Origin of the sequence: Flexibacter flexilis DSM 6793, assembly GCF_900112255.1 — a bacterium.
Classification (GTDB): domain Bacteria; phylum Bacteroidota; class Bacteroidia; order Cytophagales; family Flexibacteraceae; genus Flexibacter; species Flexibacter flexilis.
Window position 1 is genome coordinate 94,171 of the sequence record NZ_FOLE01000006.1, and the last position, 22,328, is coordinate 116,498.

General features: G+C 40.8%; 21 protein-coding genes and 1 pseudogene. 13 read left to right on the forward strand and 9 right to left on the reverse strand.

Annotated elements, in window-relative coordinates:
* Nucleotides 1-302: 302 nt before the first annotated feature.
* The 4 genes and pseudogenes from BM090_RS10755 to BM090_RS18915 all read right to left on the reverse strand — a co-directional run.
* Nucleotides 303-926 (reverse strand): thioredoxin family protein, encoded by a 624-nt coding sequence (locus tag BM090_RS10755; RefSeq protein WP_091512331.1) that lies wholly within the window; start codon nt 924-926, stop codon nt 303-305.
* A 31-nt stretch (nt 927-957) separates the two neighbouring features.
* Nucleotides 958-1,455: a TlpA family protein disulfide reductase gene (locus BM090_RS10760; RefSeq protein ID WP_091512334.1), complete on the reverse strand. Its 498-nt coding sequence runs from the start codon at nt 1,453-1,455 to the stop codon at nt 958-960.
* Nucleotides 1,456-1,700: 245 nt separating this feature from the next.
* The gene (locus BM090_RS10765; RefSeq protein ID WP_245756715.1) at nt 1,701-3,761 is read right to left on the reverse strand and encodes a COR domain-containing protein; all 2,061 of its coding nucleotides are present in this window, start codon (nt 3,759-3,761) and stop codon (nt 1,701-1,703) included.
* Nucleotides 3,762-3,872: 111 nt separating this feature from the next.
* Nucleotides 3,873-4,670 (reverse strand): annotated as a pseudogene (locus BM090_RS18915) (leucine-rich repeat domain-containing protein); the annotation flags it as partial.
* A 176-nt stretch (nt 4,671-4,846) separates the two neighbouring features.
* Between BM090_RS18915 and rsmI the strand changes: the two are divergent.
* The 3 genes from rsmI (at nt 4,847) to BM090_RS10780 (ending at nt 7,014) form a co-directional block, all read left to right on the forward strand.
* Nucleotides 4,847-5,527: a 16S rRNA (cytidine(1402)-2'-O)-methyltransferase gene (rsmI, locus tag BM090_RS10770; protein ID WP_091512341.1), complete on the forward strand. Its 681-nt coding sequence runs from the start codon at nt 4,847-4,849 to the stop codon at nt 5,525-5,527.
* A gap of 546 nt (nt 5,528-6,073) precedes the next feature.
* Nucleotides 6,074-6,247, forward strand: a complete 174-nt coding sequence (locus BM090_RS18395; RefSeq protein WP_177199909.1) for a hypothetical protein — start codon at nt 6,074-6,076, stop codon at nt 6,245-6,247.
* Nucleotides 6,248-6,438: 191 nt separating this feature from the next.
* Nucleotides 6,439-7,014 (forward strand): thioredoxin family protein, encoded by a 576-nt coding sequence (locus BM090_RS10780; RefSeq protein WP_091512348.1) that lies wholly within the window; start codon nt 6,439-6,441, stop codon nt 7,012-7,014.
* Nucleotides 7,015-7,142: 128 nt separating this feature from the next.
* Here BM090_RS10780 and pyrR read toward each other — a convergent pair whose 3' ends face one another.
* On the reverse strand, nt 7,143-7,694 hold the full coding sequence (gene pyrR / locus BM090_RS10785) for a bifunctional pyr operon transcriptional regulator/uracil phosphoribosyltransferase PyrR (protein WP_091512351.1): 552 nt from the start codon (nt 7,692-7,694) through the stop codon (nt 7,143-7,145).
* A 247-nt stretch (nt 7,695-7,941) separates the two neighbouring features.
* Here pyrR and prfA point away from each other — a divergent pair, with 247 nt between their 5' ends.
* Nucleotides 7,942-9,018 carry a peptide chain release factor 1 gene (prfA, locus tag BM090_RS10790; protein WP_091512355.1) on the forward strand — a complete coding sequence of 359 codons (1,077 nt, stop codon included), beginning with the start codon at nt 7,942-7,944 and terminating at the stop codon, nt 9,016-9,018.
* Nucleotides 9,019-9,239: 221 nt separating this feature from the next.
* Here prfA and BM090_RS10795 read toward each other — a convergent pair whose 3' ends face one another.
* From BM090_RS10795 to paaA, 4 genes are all read right to left on the reverse strand, one after another.
* Nucleotides 9,240-10,670, reverse strand: a complete 1,431-nt coding sequence (locus tag BM090_RS10795; protein ID WP_091512359.1) for a T9SS type A sorting domain-containing protein — start codon at nt 10,668-10,670, stop codon at nt 9,240-9,242.
* Nucleotides 10,671-10,685: 15 nt separating this feature from the next.
* The gene (locus tag BM090_RS10800; RefSeq protein WP_091512363.1) at nt 10,686-11,255 is read right to left on the reverse strand and encodes a hypothetical protein; all 570 of its coding nucleotides are present in this window, start codon (nt 11,253-11,255) and stop codon (nt 10,686-10,688) included.
* A 185-nt stretch (nt 11,256-11,440) separates the two neighbouring features.
* The gene (locus BM090_RS10805) at nt 11,441-11,932 is read right to left on the reverse strand and encodes a YkgJ family cysteine cluster protein (protein ID WP_091512367.1); all 492 of its coding nucleotides are present in this window, start codon (nt 11,930-11,932) and stop codon (nt 11,441-11,443) included.
* Nucleotides 11,933-12,027: 95 nt separating this feature from the next.
* Nucleotides 12,028-13,017: a 1,2-phenylacetyl-CoA epoxidase subunit PaaA gene (gene paaA / locus BM090_RS10810; RefSeq protein WP_091512370.1), complete on the reverse strand. Its 990-nt coding sequence runs from the start codon at nt 13,015-13,017 to the stop codon at nt 12,028-12,030.
* A gap of 223 nt (nt 13,018-13,240) precedes the next feature.
* On the opposite strand from paaA, the gene BM090_RS10815 reads away from it, so the two are divergent.
* The 9 genes from BM090_RS10815 to BM090_RS10855 all read left to right on the forward strand — a co-directional run bounded on the left by BM090_RS10815 (nt 13,241) and on the right by BM090_RS10855 (nt 22,275).
* Nucleotides 13,241-14,374 carry a DegT/DnrJ/EryC1/StrS family aminotransferase gene (locus BM090_RS10815; RefSeq protein ID WP_091512375.1) on the forward strand — a complete coding sequence of 378 codons (1,134 nt, stop codon included), beginning with the start codon at nt 13,241-13,243 and terminating at the stop codon, nt 14,372-14,374.
* 127 nt (nt 14,375-14,501) lie between these two features.
* Complete coding sequence (locus BM090_RS10820; protein ID WP_091512378.1) at nt 14,502-15,377, forward strand: NAD kinase; 876 nt, start codon at nt 14,502-14,504, stop codon at nt 15,375-15,377.
* A gap of 120 nt (nt 15,378-15,497) precedes the next feature.
* Nucleotides 15,498-16,547, forward strand: coding sequence for a DUF6089 family protein (locus BM090_RS10825; protein ID WP_177199910.1), 1,050 nt, complete (start codon nt 15,498-15,500; stop codon nt 16,545-16,547).
* Between the two features lie 29 nt (nt 16,548-16,576).
* Entirely contained in the window at nt 16,577-17,284 is a 708-nt protein-coding gene (porG, locus tag BM090_RS10830; RefSeq protein ID WP_091512386.1) for a type IX secretion system protein PorG, read from the forward strand.
* Between the two features lie 3 nt (nt 17,285-17,287).
* Entirely contained in the window at nt 17,288-17,617 is a 330-nt protein-coding gene (locus tag BM090_RS10835; RefSeq protein ID WP_091512391.1) for an MGMT family protein, read from the forward strand.
* 4 nt (nt 17,618-17,621) lie between these two features.
* Nucleotides 17,622-19,091 carry a BamA/TamA family outer membrane protein gene (locus BM090_RS10840; RefSeq protein ID WP_091512395.1) on the forward strand — a complete coding sequence of 490 codons (1,470 nt, stop codon included), beginning with the start codon at nt 17,622-17,624 and terminating at the stop codon, nt 19,089-19,091.
* 124 nt (nt 19,092-19,215) lie between these two features.
* Nucleotides 19,216-20,274 (forward strand): MraY family glycosyltransferase, encoded by a 1,059-nt coding sequence (locus BM090_RS10845; RefSeq protein ID WP_245756716.1) that lies wholly within the window; start codon nt 19,216-19,218, stop codon nt 20,272-20,274.
* On the forward strand, nt 20,274-21,449 hold the full coding sequence (locus BM090_RS10850; RefSeq protein ID WP_091512399.1) for a DUF4271 domain-containing protein: 1,176 nt from the start codon (nt 20,274-20,276) through the stop codon (nt 21,447-21,449). Before BM090_RS10845 ends, BM090_RS10850 begins: the two co-directional genes overlap by 1 nt.
* Nucleotides 21,450-21,489: 40 nt before the next feature.
* Entirely contained in the window at nt 21,490-22,275 is a 786-nt protein-coding gene (locus BM090_RS10855) for a uroporphyrinogen-III synthase (protein WP_091512402.1), read from the forward strand.
* Nucleotides 22,276-22,328: the final 53 nt, after the last annotated feature.

Genomic DNA, 22,328 nt, shown 5'->3' on the forward strand with positions numbered 1-22,328 from the left:
CACACAGATTTAGACAATAATTGCTATAATCTTGTACCTAACAAGTCAGAAAACTGTTTCGTTGGGGGCATCGTAAGTATCTCGGTGAACGTATTTTTGACTTCGAGAACTACCCTCGTCCAGCAAAAGCCAGATGGGTAAAATTCAGCCTGCAAAGCTATGGAATCATTTTCAATAAAACTATATTTTACAAAAAAAATATTTGGTTTTTTCTAAATTTATTTTTATGCACCACCCGCACACAACAAAAAAGGAGATTTCGGAAGAAATCTCCTTCTCTATATTTTATACTTTATGGACAATTAGGCATCTTTCCATTTAATTGTACAACCAATCGCTTTGGTTTGGTTGGTAGCCACTGACTTGCCTGCAAGTAGCTCATTGATAGCCTCTTCTACATATTTTTTCTGCACTTTGCTTGCATCGTTGGCGTTGTCGTCTATCGCGCCGATGTATTCTACCACAAAATCAGCACCCACTTTGCGCACTATATAAATATGTGGCGTGCGAGCCGCGCCAAACGCTTTGGCCACTTCTTGCGTTTCGTCGAACACATAAGGGAACGTGAAATTTTTCTCTTTGGCACGCGCTTTCATGTTGTCAAAACTATCTTCTGGCTCTTTGGCGGGATCGTTGGGATTAATGGCCAAAACAGGATAGCCCAACGGCGCGTATTTTTTATGTAAAGCCACCACGCGATCTTGGTATTTGACCGCAAACGGGCAATGGTTGCAAGTAAATGTTACGATAAAGCCTTTTGCCGCCGCATTGGTTTTGAGCGAAACCATTTGGCCATCAATATTTTTTAGGCTAAAATCTTTGACTTTATCGCCGACCTGATAGCCTTGCGTGCGCAATGTTTTCATGGCCATCAAAGAGCATACCAACAACAAAGCGGGTAGCCATACATATAATTTCTTTTTCATAGCAAAAATTTTTAAAGGTTAAAACTTGTAATTAGTTGGGTAAAAGATTCCGAATTGTTTGGTTTAGCTGCGCTTCGGTCAATTCTTTTTCGTGAAAAACGCGCTGCTCGCGGTGATTGTTCAGAAAAAGTGTGGCAGGCAACGAACCTTGCCAACTTTCGTCCACTTTGTCTATGAACGAGTTGTAATCCGACTCATTGAGCAGCCAAACGGGTGTAGTCATGTTATGGCGTTGGACAAATGGCTCAAGGCGCGTTTTCAGCTCTTTGGCATCATCGAGACTTACCAACAAAAAACGTACTGGTTTTTCTTTGAAACCGTCGTAAGCCTTCTGAAAATGAGGAAGTTCACGTACACAAGGTTTGCACCAAGTTGCCCAGAAGTTTATGACCAATAGCGTGTCTTGTTTGGATTTGAGGAGCTTTTGAAGTTCTGGAAAACGCACCACTCTTACGTTATGCTGCGCTTGCGCTCCAAACCCGCCTAATAACAAAGCCACAAACACTAACTTTCTGATTATAAAACGCATAAACCGTCATTTTTAGTTTTTAGTCCATTAAATTTAACTCAAAACTTGTACCAAAGCAACAAAAAACGTAAGAAAATAATTCGCATCTTGTTGCTATTTCCTGAAAACATTCAAAAGAGTTTATTTGATTATATAAAAGAATTCAATATTTCGGCTTTTGCCTACCGAGCATTACGTCCAAACGCGATTTACCAACTAAAAAAGCCCTTATAGATTGCCGAAAATCCATAAGGGCTTAGGAAATTTTATAAACCTTGCTCAGGGTTGAGTTTGTCAAACAATGTTTCTATGTTTTTGCGAACTTCTTTGGCTACTTCAGTATAGGCAGCATCTTTATTGGTTTGCGTGGAGATGAATTTGGCATCTCTCGGATAGCCCTGCAATCCCGCAAACGGCAAGCCACTAAAATCGCAGGGTTTAGCAAAAATCGGTATCACTACAGCCTCGCCGCTGTGATGTCTTGCGATGGCCTCTTTCAGCTCTATGTCCCAGATGTAATTGGAAGCAATAAAATTGGCACTAATCATCAATAAAATAACATCGGCTTCCTTCAGTTCTTTTTTGATAGTCGCGTCCCAGTCTTGGCCGCCCATTAGTTTTCGGTCATGCCAAGGCTCTGTTTTTCCAAGACGGCTAAGTGTACTAAAGTGCTTATATAGTTCATCTTTAATAGCCTCATCTTTATGCGAATACGAAAAAAAGACTTTTACTTTTCGGGTATTTTCGGGAAGTGTTTTCATGGTTTTGGAAGAAATATCAACTTTATATTGGTCGGCTACTGTGGGGATCATTTTTTCAATTACAACGCTATCCGAAATCCCTTCTAATAATTCAGCAATAGAATACACTTTAGTCGGTTTGGACGTATAATCTTTATAGGATTTCTCCCCATCAGCTTTCATATTTACTAATTCATGATAAGAAATATTTTTACCTTCTACAGGAATAAATTCTTCTATTCTGGTATTTAATCGTTGGTTAATTTTCGACAGAAAATACCGAATAAGCGACAAATATTTTCCTTTATTGTGGCCTAATACCAAAATCTTAATTTTATTATCACTGGCATATACAAAGGCTTCCGCTTGGATATTATTATCGGATTTCAGATACATACCCGTGCGCCATTGCGATTGTATGTCTTTTTGCATATCTACCATCAGAAAATGAATCGTAGAAGTAGGCAAATAGCCATACGAGTACATAAATTGTAGCGGTTGTTTCTGTTCAAAATAGTCTAATATTTTGGCAGGCATATCAGGGTCGAGCAAATCAGGAATTAAAATTCTTTCCCGATTTTCCATAAAATAACACAGTTTAAAACGCGCCATTATTTCCGCAATATAATCTATTTCTTGGCCGATGTACCGCAAACTTTTTTGTTTTTCGGAGGCGTAAGCCTTGGCTTTCGGCTTTTCTTTTTGGAAAATATAATGCAAATCCTCGTAACTAATATTGCCTTTATTTTTGGCGGCTCGCTCGGAGGTAATGACCCGATACACGCCCGTAACCACCCAATACGGGTCTAATACAAAATAGTCGCTGGTGCGCAAATCATCGAAATGCAGCACGATGCCCAAATCGTTCAGAAACCGAATGGCTTGCTGCTGTTGTTCGTGGTCTGGCAACTGGCACTTGTCGCATATTTCCACAAAATCGGCCTGCCGAATGTATTGTTTTTGGGCGGTCAGTTCGCGCAAATGGTCTTTGATGCCGTGCCAGCGCGTGTCTATTTCGGTCTGGAATAATTCGGCTTTGTCGATGGCTTCCGCCAACAATGTTTTGAGCTTCAGCAACCCCTTACGGCTTTTGCACGAGACATTCACAATGCCCACTATTTGCGGAAAATCTTTTTGTAAGTCTGTGGTATTGAAGCCAAAAGAGTGATTGAGGTCTATTTTATTCGCCACGATAATCACGGGCGAGTTGCCGCCCGACGTGTTGATTCGCTCCAACCATTCGCGGGCTTGTTGGTCGGGATTTTTGTCGCGCCGCGCCTCCAACAGCAACATATACACGCTGCGTTTGGTCAGGAAAAACTGATGGGTCGCGCTCATAATCTCTTGGCCGCCAAAGTCCCAGAAATACGCTTTTCGTGCCAACAATTGCTTTTGTTTCTGAAAGGTTTTGAGTTTGTCAAAGGCAAATTCTTCTATCAAAATGCCGTCGGTTTGTGGCTCTTTGGCATTGTAAGTGTCATCTTTGAGGCGGCGCAACAAAGACGTTTTACCCGTTTCGGCATCGCCTATCAAAATCACTTTTATTTCTTTGAGGGCTTTTTTATCGGCCTCAAACCATGCCCGCATGGCCTCTTTGCCTTGCCGAATAATTTCGACGGGTGGGCTTTCGATGGGATTATCATCGATAAATACACCTAAATTATTAATAGGAGAATCAATAATCCATTCAGGTAATTTTTTGATTTTATTATGATTGAAATGAATTTCTTGTAAATTACTTAGCAGTTGAATAGGAGATATATCTGATATTTGATTATAACTAAAATTAATATATTGTAAATTATTTAACTGTTGAATAGGAGATATATTTGATATTTGATTAAAACCAAAATAAATTACTTGTAAATTAGTTAGCTGCTGAATTGGAGATATATTTGATATTTTATTAAAATCAAAATAAATTCCTTCTAAATTAGTTAAACTTTGAATTGGAGATATATCTGATATTTTATTACTACTAAAATCAATTTCTTGTAAATTTGTTAACTGTTTAATTGGAGATATATCTGATATTTGATTATCACTAAAATCAATTTGTAGTAAATTTGTTAACTGTTTAATTGGAGATATATCAGATATTTGATTATTACTAAAATCAATTTGTAGTAAATTTGTTAAATTTTGAATATAGGATATGTCAGATATTCGGTTATGACTAAAATTAACCAGCTCCAAATGGGTTAGTTTTTGGACAGGATATATACCAAAAATCAAATTATAACTAAAATTTATTTTTTGTAATTTCTGAAATCTATAACAGATAAAACTTAATGTTTGTACTGATATTGATATGTGGACTATTTTTAATCCAATTACTTCTTCTTGAAAATTTGTTTCATACTCAAAAACTTCAACTTTTAAATAATATTCATCATCAACATTTTTTACTCTCTTGGGTTCTACCTTTAATATTTCGGCCAGTTGTAGGATAGCGGCGGGGTGTGGTTGGGGGGCGGTGGTCATGGGCATTGGCATTGGGGGTTTGGGAATGAAGAAAATGAAACGATTAAGTATGCAAAAATACAGTTTCTTTCCTCTTTTCCGAGTGCTTTGCAAGGCAAGGCGTTGTGTTATTGGTGGGGTATCTTACCTTTGTTGCCCTAATCGTTGGTTTTTATCTAAAGGCGCAACAGCCGCCGCATTTATACCCCATGAATCCATTGCCAGCCCTTACCCTTGTCCCGACGCCCATCGGCAATTTAGAAGACATTACTTTGCGTGCCATTCGGGTACTGCGCGAAGCTGATACCATTTTGGCCGAAGACACGCGCACGTCGGGCATCTTGCTCAAACACCTCCAAATCAACAAGCCTTTGCAGAGCTACCACGCCTTCAATGAGCATCACGCCTTAGCCCAAATCATTAAGCGAATGCAGACGGGCGAGCGTTTCGCGCTGGTGTCCGATGCGGGTACGCCTGCCATTTCCGACCCTGGGTTTTTGTTGGTGCGCGAGTGCCTCAAACACGAACTTAGTGTGGAATGTCTGCCCGGCCCGACGGCCTTTGTGCCTGCCTTGGTCAAATCGGGGCTGCCGTCCGACCGCTTCGTTTTCGAGGGATTTTTGCCCGTGAAAAAAGGCCGCCAAACGCGCCTGCAAGCCTTAGCCACCGAATCGCGCACTATGGTTTTTTACGAATCGCCGCACCGCCTCAACAAGACACTGGAACAGTTCGTGGGTATTTTTGGGGCAGAACGTCAGGCTTCCGTTTCGCGCGAGCTGACCAAAATGTTTGAAGAAACCCGCAACGATACGCTAATCAATTTGTTGGCGCACTACACCACCAAGCCCGCTAAAGGCGAAATTGTGCTTATCGTGGAAGGGTCGGAATAATAAAAGGCTGATACAAACATTTTAGATACGCACTATTGTGCGTATCTCTCTCCACACCCACATTGTTCTACGTGGTTTGTAAGGACACAAACCACATACCCATAACTGATTTATGTTCAAGTCCTCCCCTTGGGGAGGATTTAGGAGGGGTTTTTAATATTTCTACCCCGCGACTTCGTTTGTGTCCTCCTCCTCCGTGGTTTGTGTCCTTACAAACCACATATCCATAACTGATTTATGTTCAAGTCCTCCCCAAGGGGAGGATTTAGGAGGGGTTTTTAATATTTCTATCCTGCGACTTCTGTTATCCGACCCGCGACTTCTGTTATCCGACCTGCGACTTCTGTTATCCGACCTGCGACTTCTGTTATCTGACCTGCGACTTCTGTTATCCGACCCGCGACTTCTGTTATCCGACCTGCGACTTCTGTTATCCGACCTGCGACTTCTGTTATCTGATCCGCGACTTCTGTTATCCGACCTGCGATTTCTGTTATCCAACCTGCGATTTCTGTTATCCAACCTGCGATTTCTGTTATCCGACCTGTGATTTCTGTTATCCGACCTGTGATTTCTGTTATCCGACCTGCGACTTCTGTTATCCGACCTGCGACTTCTGTTATCCGACCTGCGACTTCTGTTATTCGACCTGCGACTTCTGTTATCCGACCTGCGACTCCTCCATGGTTTTGTGTCCTCACAAACCACATATCCTTCTAGCCATTTCTTCCGCCAAGTAAATACGGCCGTCCGTCCGTATCTTAAAAAAATAGGAAAGCCTTTCGTTTTGTTGGATAGAAAACTGTACGGTTTTTGTTAGCTTCACTAAACTCAAAGACTTGTGTATTTTGTTGTGTACAAATACAAGTTATATTCGTGATTATTTTGTTTTCCTAAAATTTGATTTTGACATGAAAAAAATAATTTTGTTGGGCTTAGGGCTATGGCTTGCCTGCGTGAGTGTAGAGGCCAAAACCAAACCGACGACAGCCGCCAAACGCCCTGTTGCAGAGCTAAACGCCAAAGATGAAGCCAAAATCGAATGGCTTGACATTGAGGAGGCCGTGAAACGCGCCAAGAAAAAACGTAAGAAAATCTTGATAGATATCTATACGGATTGGTGTGGCTGGTGCAAGGTAATGGACAAAAAAACATTCTCGCATCCTGCTATTGCTGAGTACATTAACGAAAACTTTTATGCCGTAAAAATGAACGCCGAAAAGCGTGACAACATCATTTTTAACGACCAAGTTTATACGTTCAACGAGCAAGGGCGTTCGCATAATTTGGCCATTACGCTACTTTCTGGGCAAATGAGTTATCCGTCAGTAGTATATTTGGATGAAAAATTAAAGGTGATTCAGGCCGTACCAGGTTTCCATGAGGCCAAAGAATACGATGCCATCTTGCATTTCTTTGCCGAAAACAAGTACAAGAAAGAAAAATGGGAAGAGTTCAAAGTCGAATTCAAATCTGAAATTAAATAGGCTTTACGGGTAACTAGCCCAAAATACCCCACAACGTGCAGGCATTGCATACTCCAACCCTTATAGGTGTTCAAAATCTATAAGGGTTGAGTTGCTTCTAAGATTTTTTACATTCGTAAAATGCGCTTTTAGGCTTGGTCGGAAATGAGCCAAACGGCATCTTCGGATATATTGTCGGCCTCGTTTGTCCATTCTACTTTTACGCGTTGGGACTGCACCGAGTCAATACTTTTGCCCACATAACGCGCCGCAATGGGCAATTCGCGGGTATATTTTCGGTCTATAAGCACCAGCAGTTCAACGGATTGTGGGCGACCAAAAGCAGTCATGGCATCAAGTGCCGCTCGCACCGAACGCCCCGTATAAAGCACATCGTCCACGAGCACTACTTTTTTATTTTCGATAAGAAAAGGCACTTGTGTGGCATTGGCTTGCAAAGGCATATTGCGGCGGCGGAAGTCGTCGCGATGAAAGGTGCTGTCCAGCAAACCCAACGGAATATCTTTGCCCAAAATATTGCCCAAAAGTGCATGAATACGTTTGGCCAAATAGGAGCCGCGAGGCTGCATACCAATCAGTACAGTGTTATCGAAATCTTCATGATTTTCGACAAGTTGATGACACAAACGCAATAAAGTAATTTCTAAATCCTTGTTGGAAAGCAAAATACGACGATTCACGGCAAAAAAATCTATGTTGGATATTCTAAGAAAAAAACTCGCTCATAGCTTGTGCAATGCTACAAAATATTTCGGGGATTTCGTGGGTTTTGTGTCGCTAAATTCGTATAGATATAAAGCAATCATACAAGTATTGCAAAAACTGGTGGCTTAGGGCATTGCATTGCCCCTAATATTTTTCGTAACTTTGCAAAACGGAACTAATTACGTTCCATTTTGATTCTCACTTTGTAATTTCCAATCCTATATGATAGATAAATTAGAAGCCATCAAAGAACGATTTGATGAGGTTGCACAGCTAATCATTTTGCCTGAAACTATGGGCGACATGAAACGCTATTCTAAATTAAACAAAGAATACAAAGAACTTAACAAAATCGTAGAGAAATACAACGAATACAAGCACTTACTCGAAAACATCGACAGTGCCAAAAGTTTGTTGGAAACGGAAAAAGATCCCGATTTTCGCGACATGGCCAAAGCCGAGTTGGACGACTTGTATCCAGCCAAAGAAGCCATGGAAGAGGAAATCAGAACCATGCTTATCCCCAAAGACCCGAACGACAGCAAAAACATCATTTTGGAAATCAGAGCGGGTGCAGGTGGCGACGAGGCCAGTATTTTTGCAGGCGATTTGCATCGTATGTACCAACGTTTTGCGGAGGTGAAAGGTTGGCGCATGGAATTGATTGACTATACAGACGGTACTTCGGGTGGCTATAAAGAGATTATTTGTTCGGTTTCGGGCGAAGACGTGTACGGCATGATGAAATACGAATCGGGCGTTCATCGTGTGCAACGCGTACCAGCCACCGAAACACAAGGCCGTATTCACACGTCGGTGGCTTCGGTGGCCGTGCTCCCAGAAATGGAAGAAGTGGACGTGGAAATCAATATGAACGATATTCGTAAAGATACATTCTGTTCGTCGGGACCTGGTGGTCAGTCGGTAAACACGACTTACTCGGCCATTCGTCTTACGCACATTCCTACGGGACTTGTGGTGCAATGCCAAGACGAAAAATCGCAGATTAAAAACTTTGATAAAGCCCTGAAAGTATTGCGTTCGCGCTTATATGAAATTGAGTTGGAAAAGCACAACCAAGAAGTAGGCGCACAACGCCGCTCAATGGTGGGCAGTGGTGACCGTTCGGACAAAATCCGCACGTACAACTATCCGCAAAGCCGCGTAACCGACCACCGTATCGGCATGACGGTTTATAACTTGCCTGCTGTAATGGATGGCGATATTGGCGATTTTATCGACCAATTACGTTTGGCCGACAACGCCGAAAGACTCAAAGAAGGCGTAATGAGTGAATAATTCACGCTTTGAGGAATAAAAAAGAAAAGGACAAACCCGCAAAGGTTTGTCCTTTTTCTTTTTTTAAGTACAGAACAGAATTACTGTACGGAGAAAGTAAGCCATTCGCTAGATGATTAAATATTATTTTGGCTTATTTTCCTAAAGAAAGCCGCTACTTTTTATGGTAGCGGCTTTTGGGTTTAGATGCAGGAAAAAGAAGGGGTTAGGTTTGGTAAAGATTATTGTTGGACTATTAATTTTATGGTTTCTGAGCCAGATAAGGTTTTGACTTTTAAGAAATAAACACCTTCTGGTTGATTGCTAAGGTCGATTGTTTCCCCCGTTTCCACGCTATTTTTTTGCCAAAGGACTTTACCTGTAATGTCCGATACCGTACAGTTTGTTTTTTCGGTTACTTTTAGCTGGAAAACCCCTTTGCTTGGGTTAGGATATACTTTTACTAAATTAGAAATATTCTCCTTGACTCCAATTGTGTTAAATGTTATGCTTCCCATTTGTACACAAGTTCCTTTAGTAACAGTTACAGCATAGACTCCATTAGTAACAGGAGAGTAGCTAGGCTGCGTCGCCCCTTGGATAGGCATTCCATTTAATGACCATTGATAAGTTGCTCCTTCTATATAAGTTCCTATTAATAAGCCATTGACGCTGCTAATAGAGACCGTAAACGAAGGTACAATAGCAAAATTAATACTGTCTAACTTTACTTCATTTTGGCAAAGATCTTTGACTGTTTTTTTGAGGATGAGCTTATAGTTAGGATCTACAAGCGCAGGCGTGAAAAGAAGTTTGTACGTTTCGGTCTGGCCATTAAGGCTGCAAGTGCTTGCATTCAAGGGAAGAACACTTTGGATAGTATAGGGAGGGTTCGCGCCTTTAATTTCAAATTTGGAGGCATTCACGGAGTCACATCTCACTGGAGAACTGAAACTAAAGATTAGACTATTGCTCGTGCAATTAGGTACTTGCGATATAGATGACATTACGATAGTGTCTTCGGATGGACTAATGTCGGCTGCGTCTAAGTGTAAAAGATTAGATGGATCTGCAAAATTGATCGTATAACCAGTTAAAGTACCGCCACTGAAATTGTCTATCGCTAGCACATAATATTCACCAATACTTACATTTTTAGTTTTGTTAAATTTTGTCCCGCCTGCGTTCTGTACGTCTAACTGCTGTGTTCCTGTTGTATCATACATTCCTGTTACTCCTTGTCCTGCGGCATAATTACAGCTAAATTGCCAAGAAAAATTGTTTTTCAGTTGCTCACAAATGGTAGGTGTATTTTGTTGTCCAGCAGGTAATTTGAATAAAGCCCAATCATAATCAGTTCCGCCATTATTTGTACCTATAACGTCAAGTGGCCTAATTTTAAATTTTAATTTACCTGATTTATATACTTTAAAAACAAACCAAGTTGTGTTTTTTTCGTTGCTTGCCAAGCAAGAACTCGAAGGAATTTCGCCAGGTATTTCCCCTGGCCCACAAATATAGCCACTGGGGTAGGTGATGGATAATTGGCAAATAGGAATAGCCCCACGACAATTTTGAGAAGGTTTCAACGTATTGCCTGATCCACATTGTGCATTTACGTTGGTAGTTATGAAGCCTAAAAGCGAGGCTAATAGAAGTAATGACTTTTTCATAAAGAGAGAATAGTTTTAGCGATAGTTGATAAGATGAATAGGAGCATTGGTTAGTTCAAGGCGCATAAGGCCAGTAGTTTGGGTTTTGATTTCTGCGCTTAGTTCTCCATTCCATTGGTTCAGGTCAATGACAGCAGAAGCCGTATAGCTCAAATCTCCGTTTTTGTCGGCGCGTACTTCTACAGGAAGTTGTAGGCTTTTGCGCACACCCGCCAATTGCATAAGGCCATTTATGCTTATTTTTTGCGTTTGTCCAGCGGTAGGTACTTTAAAGTTTTGGGGAAGTTGTGCGGTAAACTCAAGAACAGACGCATTATCATTATTCATCTGCAAGGCATTGATGAGCAATGTTTTTTCAGTATTATCTGGCCTGTCCATCACAAACGTATAGGCTTTTGCATAAAAGTTAAGGCTGTGGCTGTTCATGTTCAAATACGAGGTGATGCTATTGCTTTCGTATTCGAGTGCTTGCTGTTGGCCAGCCAAACTAATTTTCGCTTTGTTGTGCCCTGTATAAATTTGGGCATTAGTTACTAAAGGAATACTTAGTAGTATCCCTGCCAGCAGAGGGAAGTGTTTTTTCATTATTAAAAGGATTTACAATTGGTTATAAAAAGAAATTTACTCTCAAATGTAGTTATAACATTTGTATAAAACCAATGCTTATATCATTTTAATTAAAAAAAATTAAACTATCCAAATTATATTTTGTTTTATTTGTAATGAATAGAATATGATTTGGATATGACTATTTCTTTTCTCTTGTTTCCTTATAATTGTACTTTTTTTAATTCTTCCACAATTTGAAAAACTGCGGGGCAACTCACGGTATTTTCGGTATTGACGTACACACGGCGCGTAAAACCTTGTCGGTCAGTGTGTGGATAGTCGCGGCAGTCGCGTGGCCGAACGTCATAAATGAGACAGTAATTTTCTGCGTCCAGAAACGGGCAAGGCGTGGAGTTGAACACATAATCGCCGTCTTCGTCTATTTTCATGTATTTGTCAATAAAAACCGACTGGCGCATTTTCAGATGCGAGGAAATGCGTTCTATATCAGGCGTTTTCACAATAGGACTCAATGTTTTGCAGCAGTTGGCACATTGCAAACAATCTACTTTTTCAAAAACTTCGTCGTTGAGCTTTACTACGAGTTTGTCTATTTTTTTCTCGTCTTTGGTTTTGAGTCTTTTCAGAAAAAGCAATGTTTTATCTTTTTGTTTCTGACCCAAATTGCGCCATGCTTTAAATATCTCGTTCATTTTCAGGAATATAAAAAATAAGAAAACAGCCCGCAAAGTTGCAGACTGTTTCTGTGTTTTACAAAATCAAGTGTTCTAAAATCTGTTACTAAAATTTAAGCCAAAGGCGCAACGTATTGCATTTTTGGCGATAACAATGCTTTTCTTACCCATGCCCCGCGTTCTTCGGCGGTTCTGCGCACGGCCAAACGTTCTTTGTTACAAGGGCCGTCGCCATTGATTACGCGTTTAAATTCCTCCCAATCGGGTTCGGTATATTCCCAAACGCCTGTTTCGGCGTTTTTGCGCAAATTCGGGTCTGGTAGCGTAAGTCCCAGCTCCCAAATTTTCGGCACGTACATGTCCATAAACTGCTGACGGCATTCGTCGTTGGTAGCCATTTTTACTTTCCAGCGCACGAGCACTTCCGTGTGTACCGACATTTTGTCGGGAGGGCCAAAAAAGTGCATAATCGGTGGCCACCAACGATTAAGGGCTTCCTGCACCATTTGGCGTTGTAGGGGTGTGCCTGTGGCCAAATGTACGACGGCATCGTGGCCGTATTTTAGGTGAAAGGATTCTTCGGCGCAAATACGCTCCAAAGCTCTACAATAAGGTGCGTAACTGCCTTTGGCATTGGCCGTTTGGTTCACGATAGCCCCCGCGTCCACGAGCCAAGAAATGACCGTCGAGTCTGCCCACGTAAACGCAGGATAATTGAAAATGTTGGAATATTTGGACTTGCCCGTAATTAGGTCGTGGAGCATTGCTTCGCGGCTTTTGCCGAGTGTTTCGGCTGCCCCGTAAAGCAGTTGCGCGTGTCCTACTTCGTCTTGTACTTTGGCCATCAAAGCCATTTTGCGTTTGAAACTCGGCGCGCGCGTAATCCACGTACCTTCTGGCAAAGCTCCAATGATTTCAGAATGAGCGTGTTGCTCTATCATGCGAATCAGTTGTTTGCGATAAAGGGCGGGCATCCAGTCGTGCGGCTCTATTTTCTCACCTCTGGCGATGCGTGCTTCAAAAGCCGCCAAAAGTTGGGGGTCTTCGTTGGTTTCTAACTCCTCAGGTTTGGGAGCTTCAAAGGTATTGCCTCCTCCGTACATGGTCGTAATTTTTTTGGTTAAATGTTAATTTGGTATGTGTATTGGAGCTTGTGTTAAGCTACAACAAAGGTAGCCATTTGCGGGCAGACTTTTGTAAAATAACTCAACGGGATTGTGATTAAATTTTTGCTTTTAAGTAAGTATTCCTATCAAAAAAGTAACACTTTTGCGTTAGTGCTTACAGATGGCTATTGTTGAGCTTTTATAGAAATAATTTTGAAGAATGAATAAAATACAAATGGTTGATTTGCAGGCACAATATCAGCAAATCAAATCTGAAATAGATACGGCCATTGCCGAAGTGTTGGAAAGCGCGGCGTTTATTGGTGGTGCGCAAGTAAAGCAGTTTGCGCAAGAATTGGCGGCCTATTTGGGCATCAAACACGTGATTCCGTGCGCCAACGGTACGGATGCTTTGCAAATCGTGCTGATGGCCTACAATTTCCCGAAGGGCAGCGAAATTATTGTGCCGTCGTTTAACTACGTGGCGGCTGTGGAAGTAATTGCGCTGATGGGCTTAGTGCCTGTTTTTGTGGAAGTTGAACCCAATTATTTTTGTTTGGATACGGCACAAATTGAGGCTTTGATTACCCCAAAAACCGTTGCCATTTTGCCAGTGCATTTGTTCGGACAAGGCGCAGACCTGGAACAAGTAATGCAAATTGCCTCGCGTCATCAACTTGTAGTAATAGAAGATACGGCGCAATCTATTGGCGCGAAATTTACGTTTTCGGACGGGACAGCGCAGCCTTTGGGCGGTATTGGCCACGTGGGAACTACGTCATTTTTTCCTTCCAAAAATTTGGGTTGTATGGGTGACGGTGGCGCGATTTTTACCAACGATGATGCTTTGGCCACTCAAATGCAAATGATTGCTAATCACGGACAAAAGCAAAAATACACGTACCAAATTGTTGGTATTAATTCACGCTTGGACACGATTCAGGCGGCTATTTTGCGGGTGAAACTCAAATATTTGACAGCTTATACGGCAGCACGCCAAAAGGCAGCAGATTTTTATGATGAGCATTTGAGCAATGTTCCGAATGTGCAAATCCCTGCAAGGCGTACAGGAAGCACGCACGTTTTTCATCAATACACCTTGTTATTGGAAAATAAAACAGTCCGCGACCGCGTGAAAGCGACTTTGGCCGAAGTGGGTGTTCCGAGTATGAGTTATTATCCTTCGCCGCTGCATTTGCAACAGGCGTACAGTTATTTAGGTTATGAGAAGGGTTCGTTGCCTTTGTCGGAAAGTTTTTGCGAAAGAGTGCTTGCTTTGCCAATGCATACGGAACTGACAGAAGAGCAACAAGCCTATATTGTGGAACAGTTAAAATTGGCTTTAAAGTCGTAACACAAATAAAATATAGGAATATTATCGCGTTTATTGACTAATTTTTATATCTTTGGTTAGGATTGAAGTCTGTGGAAAAATATTTTTTCATGGCAATATCTTTTCTACACCTTAATAGCCGTTACAAATGAAAATTGCACTTCACGGAAGGCCGCTAAAAGAAGCGGCAATACCTTGTGTTCAACATATATTCAGTGAATTAAAACGTCGTGGCGTGTCCGTTCAGGTGTACGAACCTTTTGGGCATTTTGTTACTCGCTTAGGTATTGCACCCGAAGATTTTTCGGTTTTCAATCGCCCCGAACAAATTACGGACGTGGATTTTTTCTTTAGCATTGGCGGAGACGGAACGCTACTGGAAACGCTTACGTTTGTGGGTGACAGGCAAATTCCGATATTGGGCATCAATGCGGGACGGTTGGGTTTTTTGGCGGGTACGCTGTGTTCGGATATTGATATTGCACTCAATCAGTTGTTTGCGGGCGAATACCGCTACGATGACCGCACACTTTTGCACTTAGACGCGAACCGTGAACTTTTCGGAGGAGTGAATTTTGCACTCAACGAATTTACGATTACCAAGCGCGATACTTCGTCGATGATTGTGGTAAATACTTATATTGATGGAGAATATTTAAACTCTTATTGGGCTGATGGTCTGATAGTTGCTACGCCGACAGGTTCGACGGGATATTCTTTGAGTTGCGGTGGGCCGTTGGTGATGCCAGATTCAGGCAATTTTATTATTTCGCCAGTAAGTCCACATAATTTGAACGTAAGGCCAATGATTGTATCAGATAACAGTGTTTTGTCGTTTCAGATAGAAGGGCGAAGTAAAAACTTTTTGGTGTCGTTGGATTCTCGATCAAAAGTGGTGGATGCTACTATCAAACTTACAGTTCGCAAGGAACATTTTAAGGCTAGGCTAATAAAATTGGCAGGTCAAAATTTCCTTCATACGTTAAGAGCGAAATTAAATTGGGGCTTAGATTCAAGAAATTAAAAGTTTTTTTTCGATTTTCTGATAAAATTTTTATTTTTGTCCGAATGTTACGAAAGAGGCATATATTACGTTGCATTTGTATGTAATAACTCAGTGTATCGTTGCTAAAAATCAAGGTGTATGAAAAAAGTCTTATCTCTGTTACTTTTAGTTGTAACGCTTAGTGTATCCAATGATGTACTGGCACAGTCCCCTATTGGCAAACGAGCCAAACGAGCTGCGGACAGAAGCAAAAGCAGGCCAATTACGCATTATACATTAAAAAAGAAATTCCCTAAACACATGAAATATATTTCTGTGGGCGGTGGTATTGGTGCTGCGAACTATTTTGGCGATTTGGCTCCGCGCCTCAATCGTTTTAGTTCGGATATTAAAATGACACGCACTTTCGTTAGTGGTGTGATTACGCGCCGTTATTCTCCTTATTTGTCGTTTAGAGCAAGTTTAGCTTGGGCGCGTTTGAGAGGAGATGATTATTCGGCCAAGCCTTCGAGAAGCGAGGAGGAGAGAGGACGTTATATTCGTGGCCTTTCGTTTAGAAATGACGTAAAAGAGTTTAGCATCACAGCTATTGGCGATTTGCTTCCAACTGAAAAAGGCTATATGCGTCGTAACTTCTTGAATGGGTACGGTTTTATTGGTCTTTCGGTGTTTACAAATAATCCTAAAGCCAAAGCCCCAGATGTTTGTCCTGGTTGTGAAGGTTCTGCTGGTAAATGGGTTGCCCTTCAGCCTCTCCAAACAGAAGGTAAGAAATATTCAACTATTCAGCTTGGTATTCCAATGGGTATTGGTGCTCGTTATCGTTTGGGTGATAAACTTGATTTATCTTTTGAAGTTGGCTATCGTTGGACGTTCACTGATTACTTGGATGACGTAAGTACTGAATATGTAGAAAACACATCCACATTGAAAAATGATCTTGCTCGTGTAATGGCAAATCGTTCGGCTGAAGCCACTGCGGCAAGTGCAGGTAAGAATAGAAATATTGACCAAATAAGCCCTTATCCAATTGTAACAGATCCTAATAGTGGTCTGCCTTATGTACAAGGAAATGAGCATGGTTCTTCACCTCGTGGCAACTCTGGTGGAAAAGATTATTATATTGTTACAGCTTTCCATTTGACTTATATTTTAGATGCTCGCTCGCGTGCGCCTAAATTCAGATAATAGGTTTTCGGACAATAAATTTTAAGCGCATGATAAAATGCAGATTCAGGAAAGAACTATGTTTCTTTCCTGTTTTTTTGATAGCTGTTTGCTTTAATGCTTTGGCTCAAAAAAATGAATTTGGGTTGGGGCTTGGTACGCATTTGTATAAAGGAGATATTTCTTCTGGATACAATTTTAAATTTGTGCGTCCTGCTGGCGAAATTTTTTATAGAAGAAATTTCAGTCCTGCGGTGGCTATGCGTTTTAATTTTGCAGCGGGCAGACTTGCGGCAAATGGTTCTTCGTCTAATAACCGTTACATTGCGAATGTTCAGCCTAATTCTTTCAAAACCATGTTGTTGGATTTGTCGGTAATGGGCGAATATAATTTTTTGAATTTTAGAGACCCTAAAGAGCGTATTCGTTGGACTCCGTATTTGTTTGGCGGGATTACAGCTTTTTATTTTCAACCAAAATCCGCTGAATCAGGTGGGGGCGTTTCTCCGATACAACCTGCCATTCCCATTGGTATTGGTGTAAAGTATAAGTTGTCCAAGAATTGGAATTTGGGTGCAGAGTTTGGTGCACGTTGCACTTTTACAGACTACCTTGACAATGTAAGCGACAAAGACGCAAGTACAGGCTTGCAACGCGGCTTTATCCAAGACAAGGATTGGTATATGTTTACGGGACTTTCGTTGAGCTATACTATTTATACTATAGAGTGCCCTAACTTTAGCAGCTACCAATATTAAACCATGAAAACTGACTTTTTTTCGCAGGTTTATGAGGTAGTGAAACTCATTCCGCACGGACGCGTAACGAGTTACGGTGCAATTGCGCGGTATTTGGGTAATGGATTGAGTGCCCGAATGGTCGGCTGGGCAATGAACGCGGCGCACACTTTGCCAGATGTTCCAGCGCATAGGGTGGTGAATACTAAGGGGTTATTAACAGGGAAAGCGCATTTCGCAACACCCGACTTGATGCAGCAATTGCTTGAAAAAGAAGGAATTATAGTGAAAAATGAAGCCGTACAAGATTTTGAGAAAGTATATTGGAATCCAGTAACGGAATTAGCATTATAAAAATATGAAGTGGCGTAAAGTCTTGTTAGGCTTGTGTCTTTGGAGTTTTTCGGTGGCTAATGCCCAGACTTTACGACTACACATTTATCAGCACAAAGAATGGCTTGAAGGTTTGGGCTATTCCGCACCCCTCAATGTTTCGGTAGCCGATTGGCAAAAAATACAAAAACAATGGATAACCTATGCTGAAAATAATGGTTATCCGTTTGCTTCCTTGCGTTTGGATTCGCTTGCGGGCGATTCGGTTCTTATTTCGGCTACAATCACTTTTTCTCCAAACTTATATATTGCGTTTGACACGATACAAGTTGCTGGAAATGTTCCGATTAATACAAAGTTTTTGGCCAATTATTTACGCATTCTGAAAGATGAACCATTTTCGCAGAAACGAGTAAATGAAATCGAAGCAAAAATAAATCAATTGCCTTATGCTCATTTGGCGCAGCAGCCTGCTGTTATTTTCAAAGATGGTAAGGCTGTGGTAAGCCTGCATTTGCAAAAGCAGAATGCGAACCAAACAGATGGAGTTGTTGGCTTTTTGCCCAACGAAGAGGCCAGTAATAAACTAACGCTTACGGGTCAATTTAACCTGAAAATCAATAATTTATTTAAAAGAGGCAAGTCCTTGACGGCAGACTGGCAACGTATTCGGAAGGCCACGCAGCAAATGAATATTCTTTATACCAATCCGTTGGGCTGGAAGCGTGCGCCGTTGGAGTGGCAATTTGGCTTGAATTTGCTCAAAGAAGATACTTCGTTTCTGAATCGTAACATCGAATTTTCGATAAAATACGCGCTTACATCTTCGCAAAAAATAGGTTTTTTGGTGAAGTCTGTTAGGTCTTTTGCGCAAGCACCAACCAATGCAAACACTGCCGTACCTGTTGGAGCAACGAATTATTGGGCGTATGGCTTACAATATGAGTGGGCTTTTTTAGATGATTTTAATTATCCTCACAAAGGTTGGCGCGTACAAACGGAAGCAACGGCGGGCAATAAAACATATCGGAGATATGCCGTAGAAGCCAATTCTTTTCAGGTTTCAGGTAAATTATTGGGTGAATTTTATACGCATTTTTATCGCAAAAATGTGCTTTTGTTCAGACTGAAAATGTCGTATTTAGATGCTAATATTTTGTATATAAATGAGTTGAGTAGGGTAGGGGGCTTGTTGTCGTTGCGCGGTTTTAACGAAAATAGATTTTATGCCAGCACTTACGGCGTTTTTACTTCGGAGTATCGGTATTTTTGGGAAGAAAAATCGTATTTATTTGCCTTTTACGAACAAGGGGCATTGTCGTATAAAGTGGTAGATGGCCAATGGTCTGCCAATCCTTGGGGCGTGGGGACGGGCATTTGTTTCACTACGCAAGGCGGTTTGTTTAGTCTCACTTACGCGTTAGGCAATTCTGCGGACCAGCCTTTGAGTTTTAACAATGCAAAAATACATTTTGGTTATGTGGCAAGGTTTTAAATTTGTGGATAATTGTCATAAATTGCAGCCTTTTCATTGAAAGGCAGGAACGCGGCATAAAATTTGGATTGTTGCGGAATAATGTATTGAAATTACGTTTGCCAGAATACAGAAACACGTTTTTATGATATTGGAAATAGATATAATACTTTCTTTTTTGTGGGCTTTTATGATTTCGGTGTTTGGCATACCGTCTATTGTGCGCGTGGCTCACGTCAAGAACTTACTTGACGAACCGAATTTCAGAACAGTTCACGCGTCGCTTACACCGCGTTTGGGAGGCCTTGCGATTTTTGCAGGTTTTATGTCGGCCATTACCATTTTTGGCGATGTGAGCGACTCTATCCAACGTGTTTTGGCAGGTTGTATCGTGTTATTTTTTATTGGTCTAAAAGATGATATCGTTTCTATTTCTGTTTTTAAGAAATTTTTTGTACAAATCTTAGCCACTGGTATTATCATGTTTATTGGAGATGTGCGTATCACCAGTTTTCAGGGTTTTATGGGAATTTATGAATTGGAGGCTGGCATTAGCTACGGAATTACCTTTTTGGTGGTGGTCGGCATTACGAACGCCATTAATTTGATAGATGGCTTGGACGGTTTGGCTGGCACGATTATTACGATTATTTCCGTTGTTTTTGGCTATTATTTTTATAAATCGGATTCCGTGAATTTTCACCCATACGCGAAACTTGCAGTATGCTTGGTAGGCGGTATTATTGGGTTTTTGCGTTATAATATGCACAAAGCCATTATTTTTATGGGTGATACTGGGTCATTGGTTTGCGGCTTTTTGGTGGCGGTATTGTCCATTCAGTTTATAGAAATGCACAGCGTAGAATCTTCGCCTTCTGTGGCGGTGGCTACGTTGGTTGTGCCTGTTTTTGATACGGCACGTGTGTTTGCTATCAGAATTTTGAGCGGTCGTTCGCCTTTTTCTCCAGACAAAAATCACATTCATCATATTCTGATGCGCATGGGACTCACGCAGTTACAAACCGTAATTACGCTGGGCTTTGTCAATGTTATATCAGTATTGGTAACGGTGTATTTTGCTTCCGTGGGCGATAATATTTTACTGATGATGTTGGTGCTTTTCTTTGTGTTGAGCAGTGTTACTTTAGAAATGATTGACCGAAAACATCGCGTTGCCCAACCTATACAACAGCCACAAGAATAATGAGCGGAATTAGAGGGATATTTTTGGTAGGCCTGTGGGTGTTTTTAGCTGTTTTTGGGGCAAAGGCTGGCCAACAGCCGTATGTTGTACGCAATTTATCGGCGGATTGGCTGGTTTTTGACAAAGAATATGATGGTTACGTTCCGTATGTATTGCGCGAACATGGCATTGTGAATACTGCAAACTTATGGCTGTATGCCGACCGCGATAGTTCTTATCAGTTGCGCGTCATTACCCAACCCAAACTTTGTATTTATTTTGACCAAAAATTATATCAGGTATTCGACAAACAGGATACGGTATATCTTTCTTTTTCAGAAATTTTTCGGAATAAATCAAAAAAATCATTTGTAACATTTTATCAGCCTGAGGGCTTGCGGCAATCTCTTTCACTTGTTTTGGTTAATCCTAAGCAAATGCAAGAAGCACCGACCCAACGGCAAACATTAGCCAAAAACAACCAAGACACTTATAATTTGGCCATGCGCAAAGAATCTTTCATGGAAGTGTATGTGATTGGTTTTTTGGTGGTAATCGGTTTGTTGGTTTTTGTGAAAAATGTTTTGGCCAAAGATTTTGTGAAATTTATTGATGTTAAAGCATTGATAATAAGCAATATGGATGAATACAATACTGCTATTCGTAAGGCCTGGACACTATTCAATTTGTTGGTGATTGTGGTGGATAGTTTGTGTATCGGGTTTAGTTTTTTTGTCGTACAAAATGAACATCAAAGCCAAATTCTTTCATTTTCGGCAGAAGGATTAGGCTTGGCTACCAATGAGTGGTACTTTTTTCGCATACCGTACTATTGGTTGGTTGCTTTCTTATATTTTGTGTCTAAATATTTGTTAATCAATATTATAGGTTATATTTTTAATTTGTCTAAAGTTAGTGGTATTCATTTTTATGAATTTTTGCGAACTTCTACATGGGCAAGTTTAGTCATTGTGCTGGGGACGATACTTACCTACATCGGAGATGTACTACCTTCGGGCATTGTGCTTATTTGGTTGCAATTGCTGGTGATATTTTTTGCATTGTTACGAGTTTTTAAAATGACATTTGTATTAAATAAAGCGGCGGGGTTTCAGAATCTATACTTATTTTCGTATCTTTGTGCCACCGAAATTATACCTATCATTTTGGTAAGTCAGTTGTTTAGTTTTCAGTAAGAAACATCTGTTTCAATAATTAAAACCAAATAAAATACCGATGAGTAATACCGTTGCCAAAGATGCAAGAATGAAAAATAAGGTGTCAAGTGTTCTTGTTACCCAACCTAAACCAACCGATGAGAATTCTCCGTATTTGCAATTGGCTAAGAAGTACAAGATTAAAGTTGATTTTAGGCCATTCATTGAAATAGAGTCTGTTCCTTCAAAGGATTTTAGAAAGCAGAAAATAAATATTACTGACTATACAGCCGTAATCTTGACCAGCCGCAACGCGGTTGATAATTTTTTCCGTATTTGTAATGAAAGCAGAATTGAAATCTCGCCAGAGATGAAATACTTCTGTGTATCAGAGCAAACTGCCAATTATCTGCAAAAATATATCGTGATAAGAAAGCGTAAAGTTTTTGTGGGTGCTAAAACGGCTGCCGACCTGACGGAGATTATGAAAAAACACAAAACGGAAAAATTCTTGTACCCTTGTTCGGATATTCGCACAGGGGATATTCCTGATTTTTTACGCAAAAATAACTATGTCTTTGCTGAAGCGGTGATGTATCGTACGGTGGCCAGTAATTTATCTGACTTGGCCGATGTAAATTATGATATTATTGCATTTTTTAGTCCTTCAGGAATTGATTCGTTGTTTAGTAATTTTCCTGATTTTAAACAAAATAATACTCGTATTGCTGCGTTTGGCCCTACTACGGCTCAGGCGGTTCGTGATGCAGGTCTAATTCTTGATATTGAAGCACCTATGCCAAATGCGCCTTCTATGACGGGGGCTATAGAATTGTATATCAAAGAAGCAAATGGCGTGAAATAATTGCTGTTTTAGCCCGATTCTTGGAGTCTGTTCAAAAAATATTTGGTACTTTC

What these genes read in the sequence shown, in the direction of transcription:
- BM090_RS10850 (WP_091512399.1), top strand. Translation starts at nt 20,274, where the DNA reads ATGAGCGGAATTAGAGGGATATTTTTGGTAGGCCTGTGGGTGTTTTTA.
- prfA (WP_091512355.1), top strand. Translation starts at nt 7,942, where the DNA reads ATGATAGATAAATTAGAAGCCATCAAAGAACGATTTGATGAGGTTGCA.
- BM090_RS10845 (WP_245756716.1), top strand. Translation starts at nt 19,216, where the DNA reads ATGATATTGGAAATAGATATAATACTTTCTTTTTTGTGGGCTTTTATG.
- rsmI (WP_091512341.1), top strand. Translation starts at nt 4,847, where the DNA reads ATGAATCCATTGCCAGCCCTTACCCTTGTCCCGACGCCCATCGGCAAT.
- BM090_RS10815 (WP_091512375.1), top strand. Translation starts at nt 13,241, where the DNA reads ATGAATAAAATACAAATGGTTGATTTGCAGGCACAATATCAGCAAATC.
- porG (WP_091512386.1), top strand. Translation starts at nt 16,577, where the DNA reads ATGATAAAATGCAGATTCAGGAAAGAACTATGTTTCTTTCCTGTTTTT.
- BM090_RS10825 (WP_177199910.1), top strand. Translation starts at nt 15,498, where the DNA reads ATGAAAAAAGTCTTATCTCTGTTACTTTTAGTTGTAACGCTTAGTGTA.
- BM090_RS10800 (WP_091512363.1), bottom strand. Translation starts at nt 11,255, where the DNA reads ATGAAAAAACACTTCCCTCTGCTGGCAGGGATACTACTAAGTATTCCT.
- BM090_RS10765 (WP_245756715.1), bottom strand. Translation starts at nt 3,761, where the DNA reads ATGCGGGCATGGTTTGAGGCCGATAAAAAAGCCCTCAAAGAAATAAAA.
- BM090_RS10755 (WP_091512331.1), bottom strand. Translation starts at nt 926, where the DNA reads ATGAAAAAGAAATTATATGTATGGCTACCCGCTTTGTTGTTGGTATGC.
- BM090_RS10795 (WP_091512359.1), bottom strand. Translation starts at nt 10,670, where the DNA reads ATGAAAAAGTCATTACTTCTATTAGCCTCGCTTTTAGGCTTCATAACT.
- BM090_RS10855 (WP_091512402.1), top strand. Translation starts at nt 21,490, where the DNA reads ATGAGTAATACCGTTGCCAAAGATGCAAGAATGAAAAATAAGGTGTCA.
- BM090_RS10805 (WP_091512367.1), bottom strand. Translation starts at nt 11,932, where the DNA reads ATGAACGAGATATTTAAAGCATGGCGCAATTTGGGTCAGAAACAAAAA.
- BM090_RS10820 (WP_091512378.1), top strand. Translation starts at nt 14,502, where the DNA reads ATGAAAATTGCACTTCACGGAAGGCCGCTAAAAGAAGCGGCAATACCT.
- BM090_RS10840 (WP_091512395.1), top strand. Translation starts at nt 17,622, where the DNA reads ATGAAGTGGCGTAAAGTCTTGTTAGGCTTGTGTCTTTGGAGTTTTTCG.
- BM090_RS10835 (WP_091512391.1), top strand. Translation starts at nt 17,288, where the DNA reads ATGAAAACTGACTTTTTTTCGCAGGTTTATGAGGTAGTGAAACTCATT.
- BM090_RS10780 (WP_091512348.1), top strand. Translation starts at nt 6,439, where the DNA reads ATGAAAAAAATAATTTTGTTGGGCTTAGGGCTATGGCTTGCCTGCGTG.
- paaA (WP_091512370.1), bottom strand. Translation starts at nt 13,017, where the DNA reads ATGTACGGAGGAGGCAATACCTTTGAAGCTCCCAAACCTGAGGAGTTA.
- BM090_RS10760 (WP_091512334.1), bottom strand. Translation starts at nt 1,455, where the DNA reads ATGCGTTTTATAATCAGAAAGTTAGTGTTTGTGGCTTTGTTATTAGGC.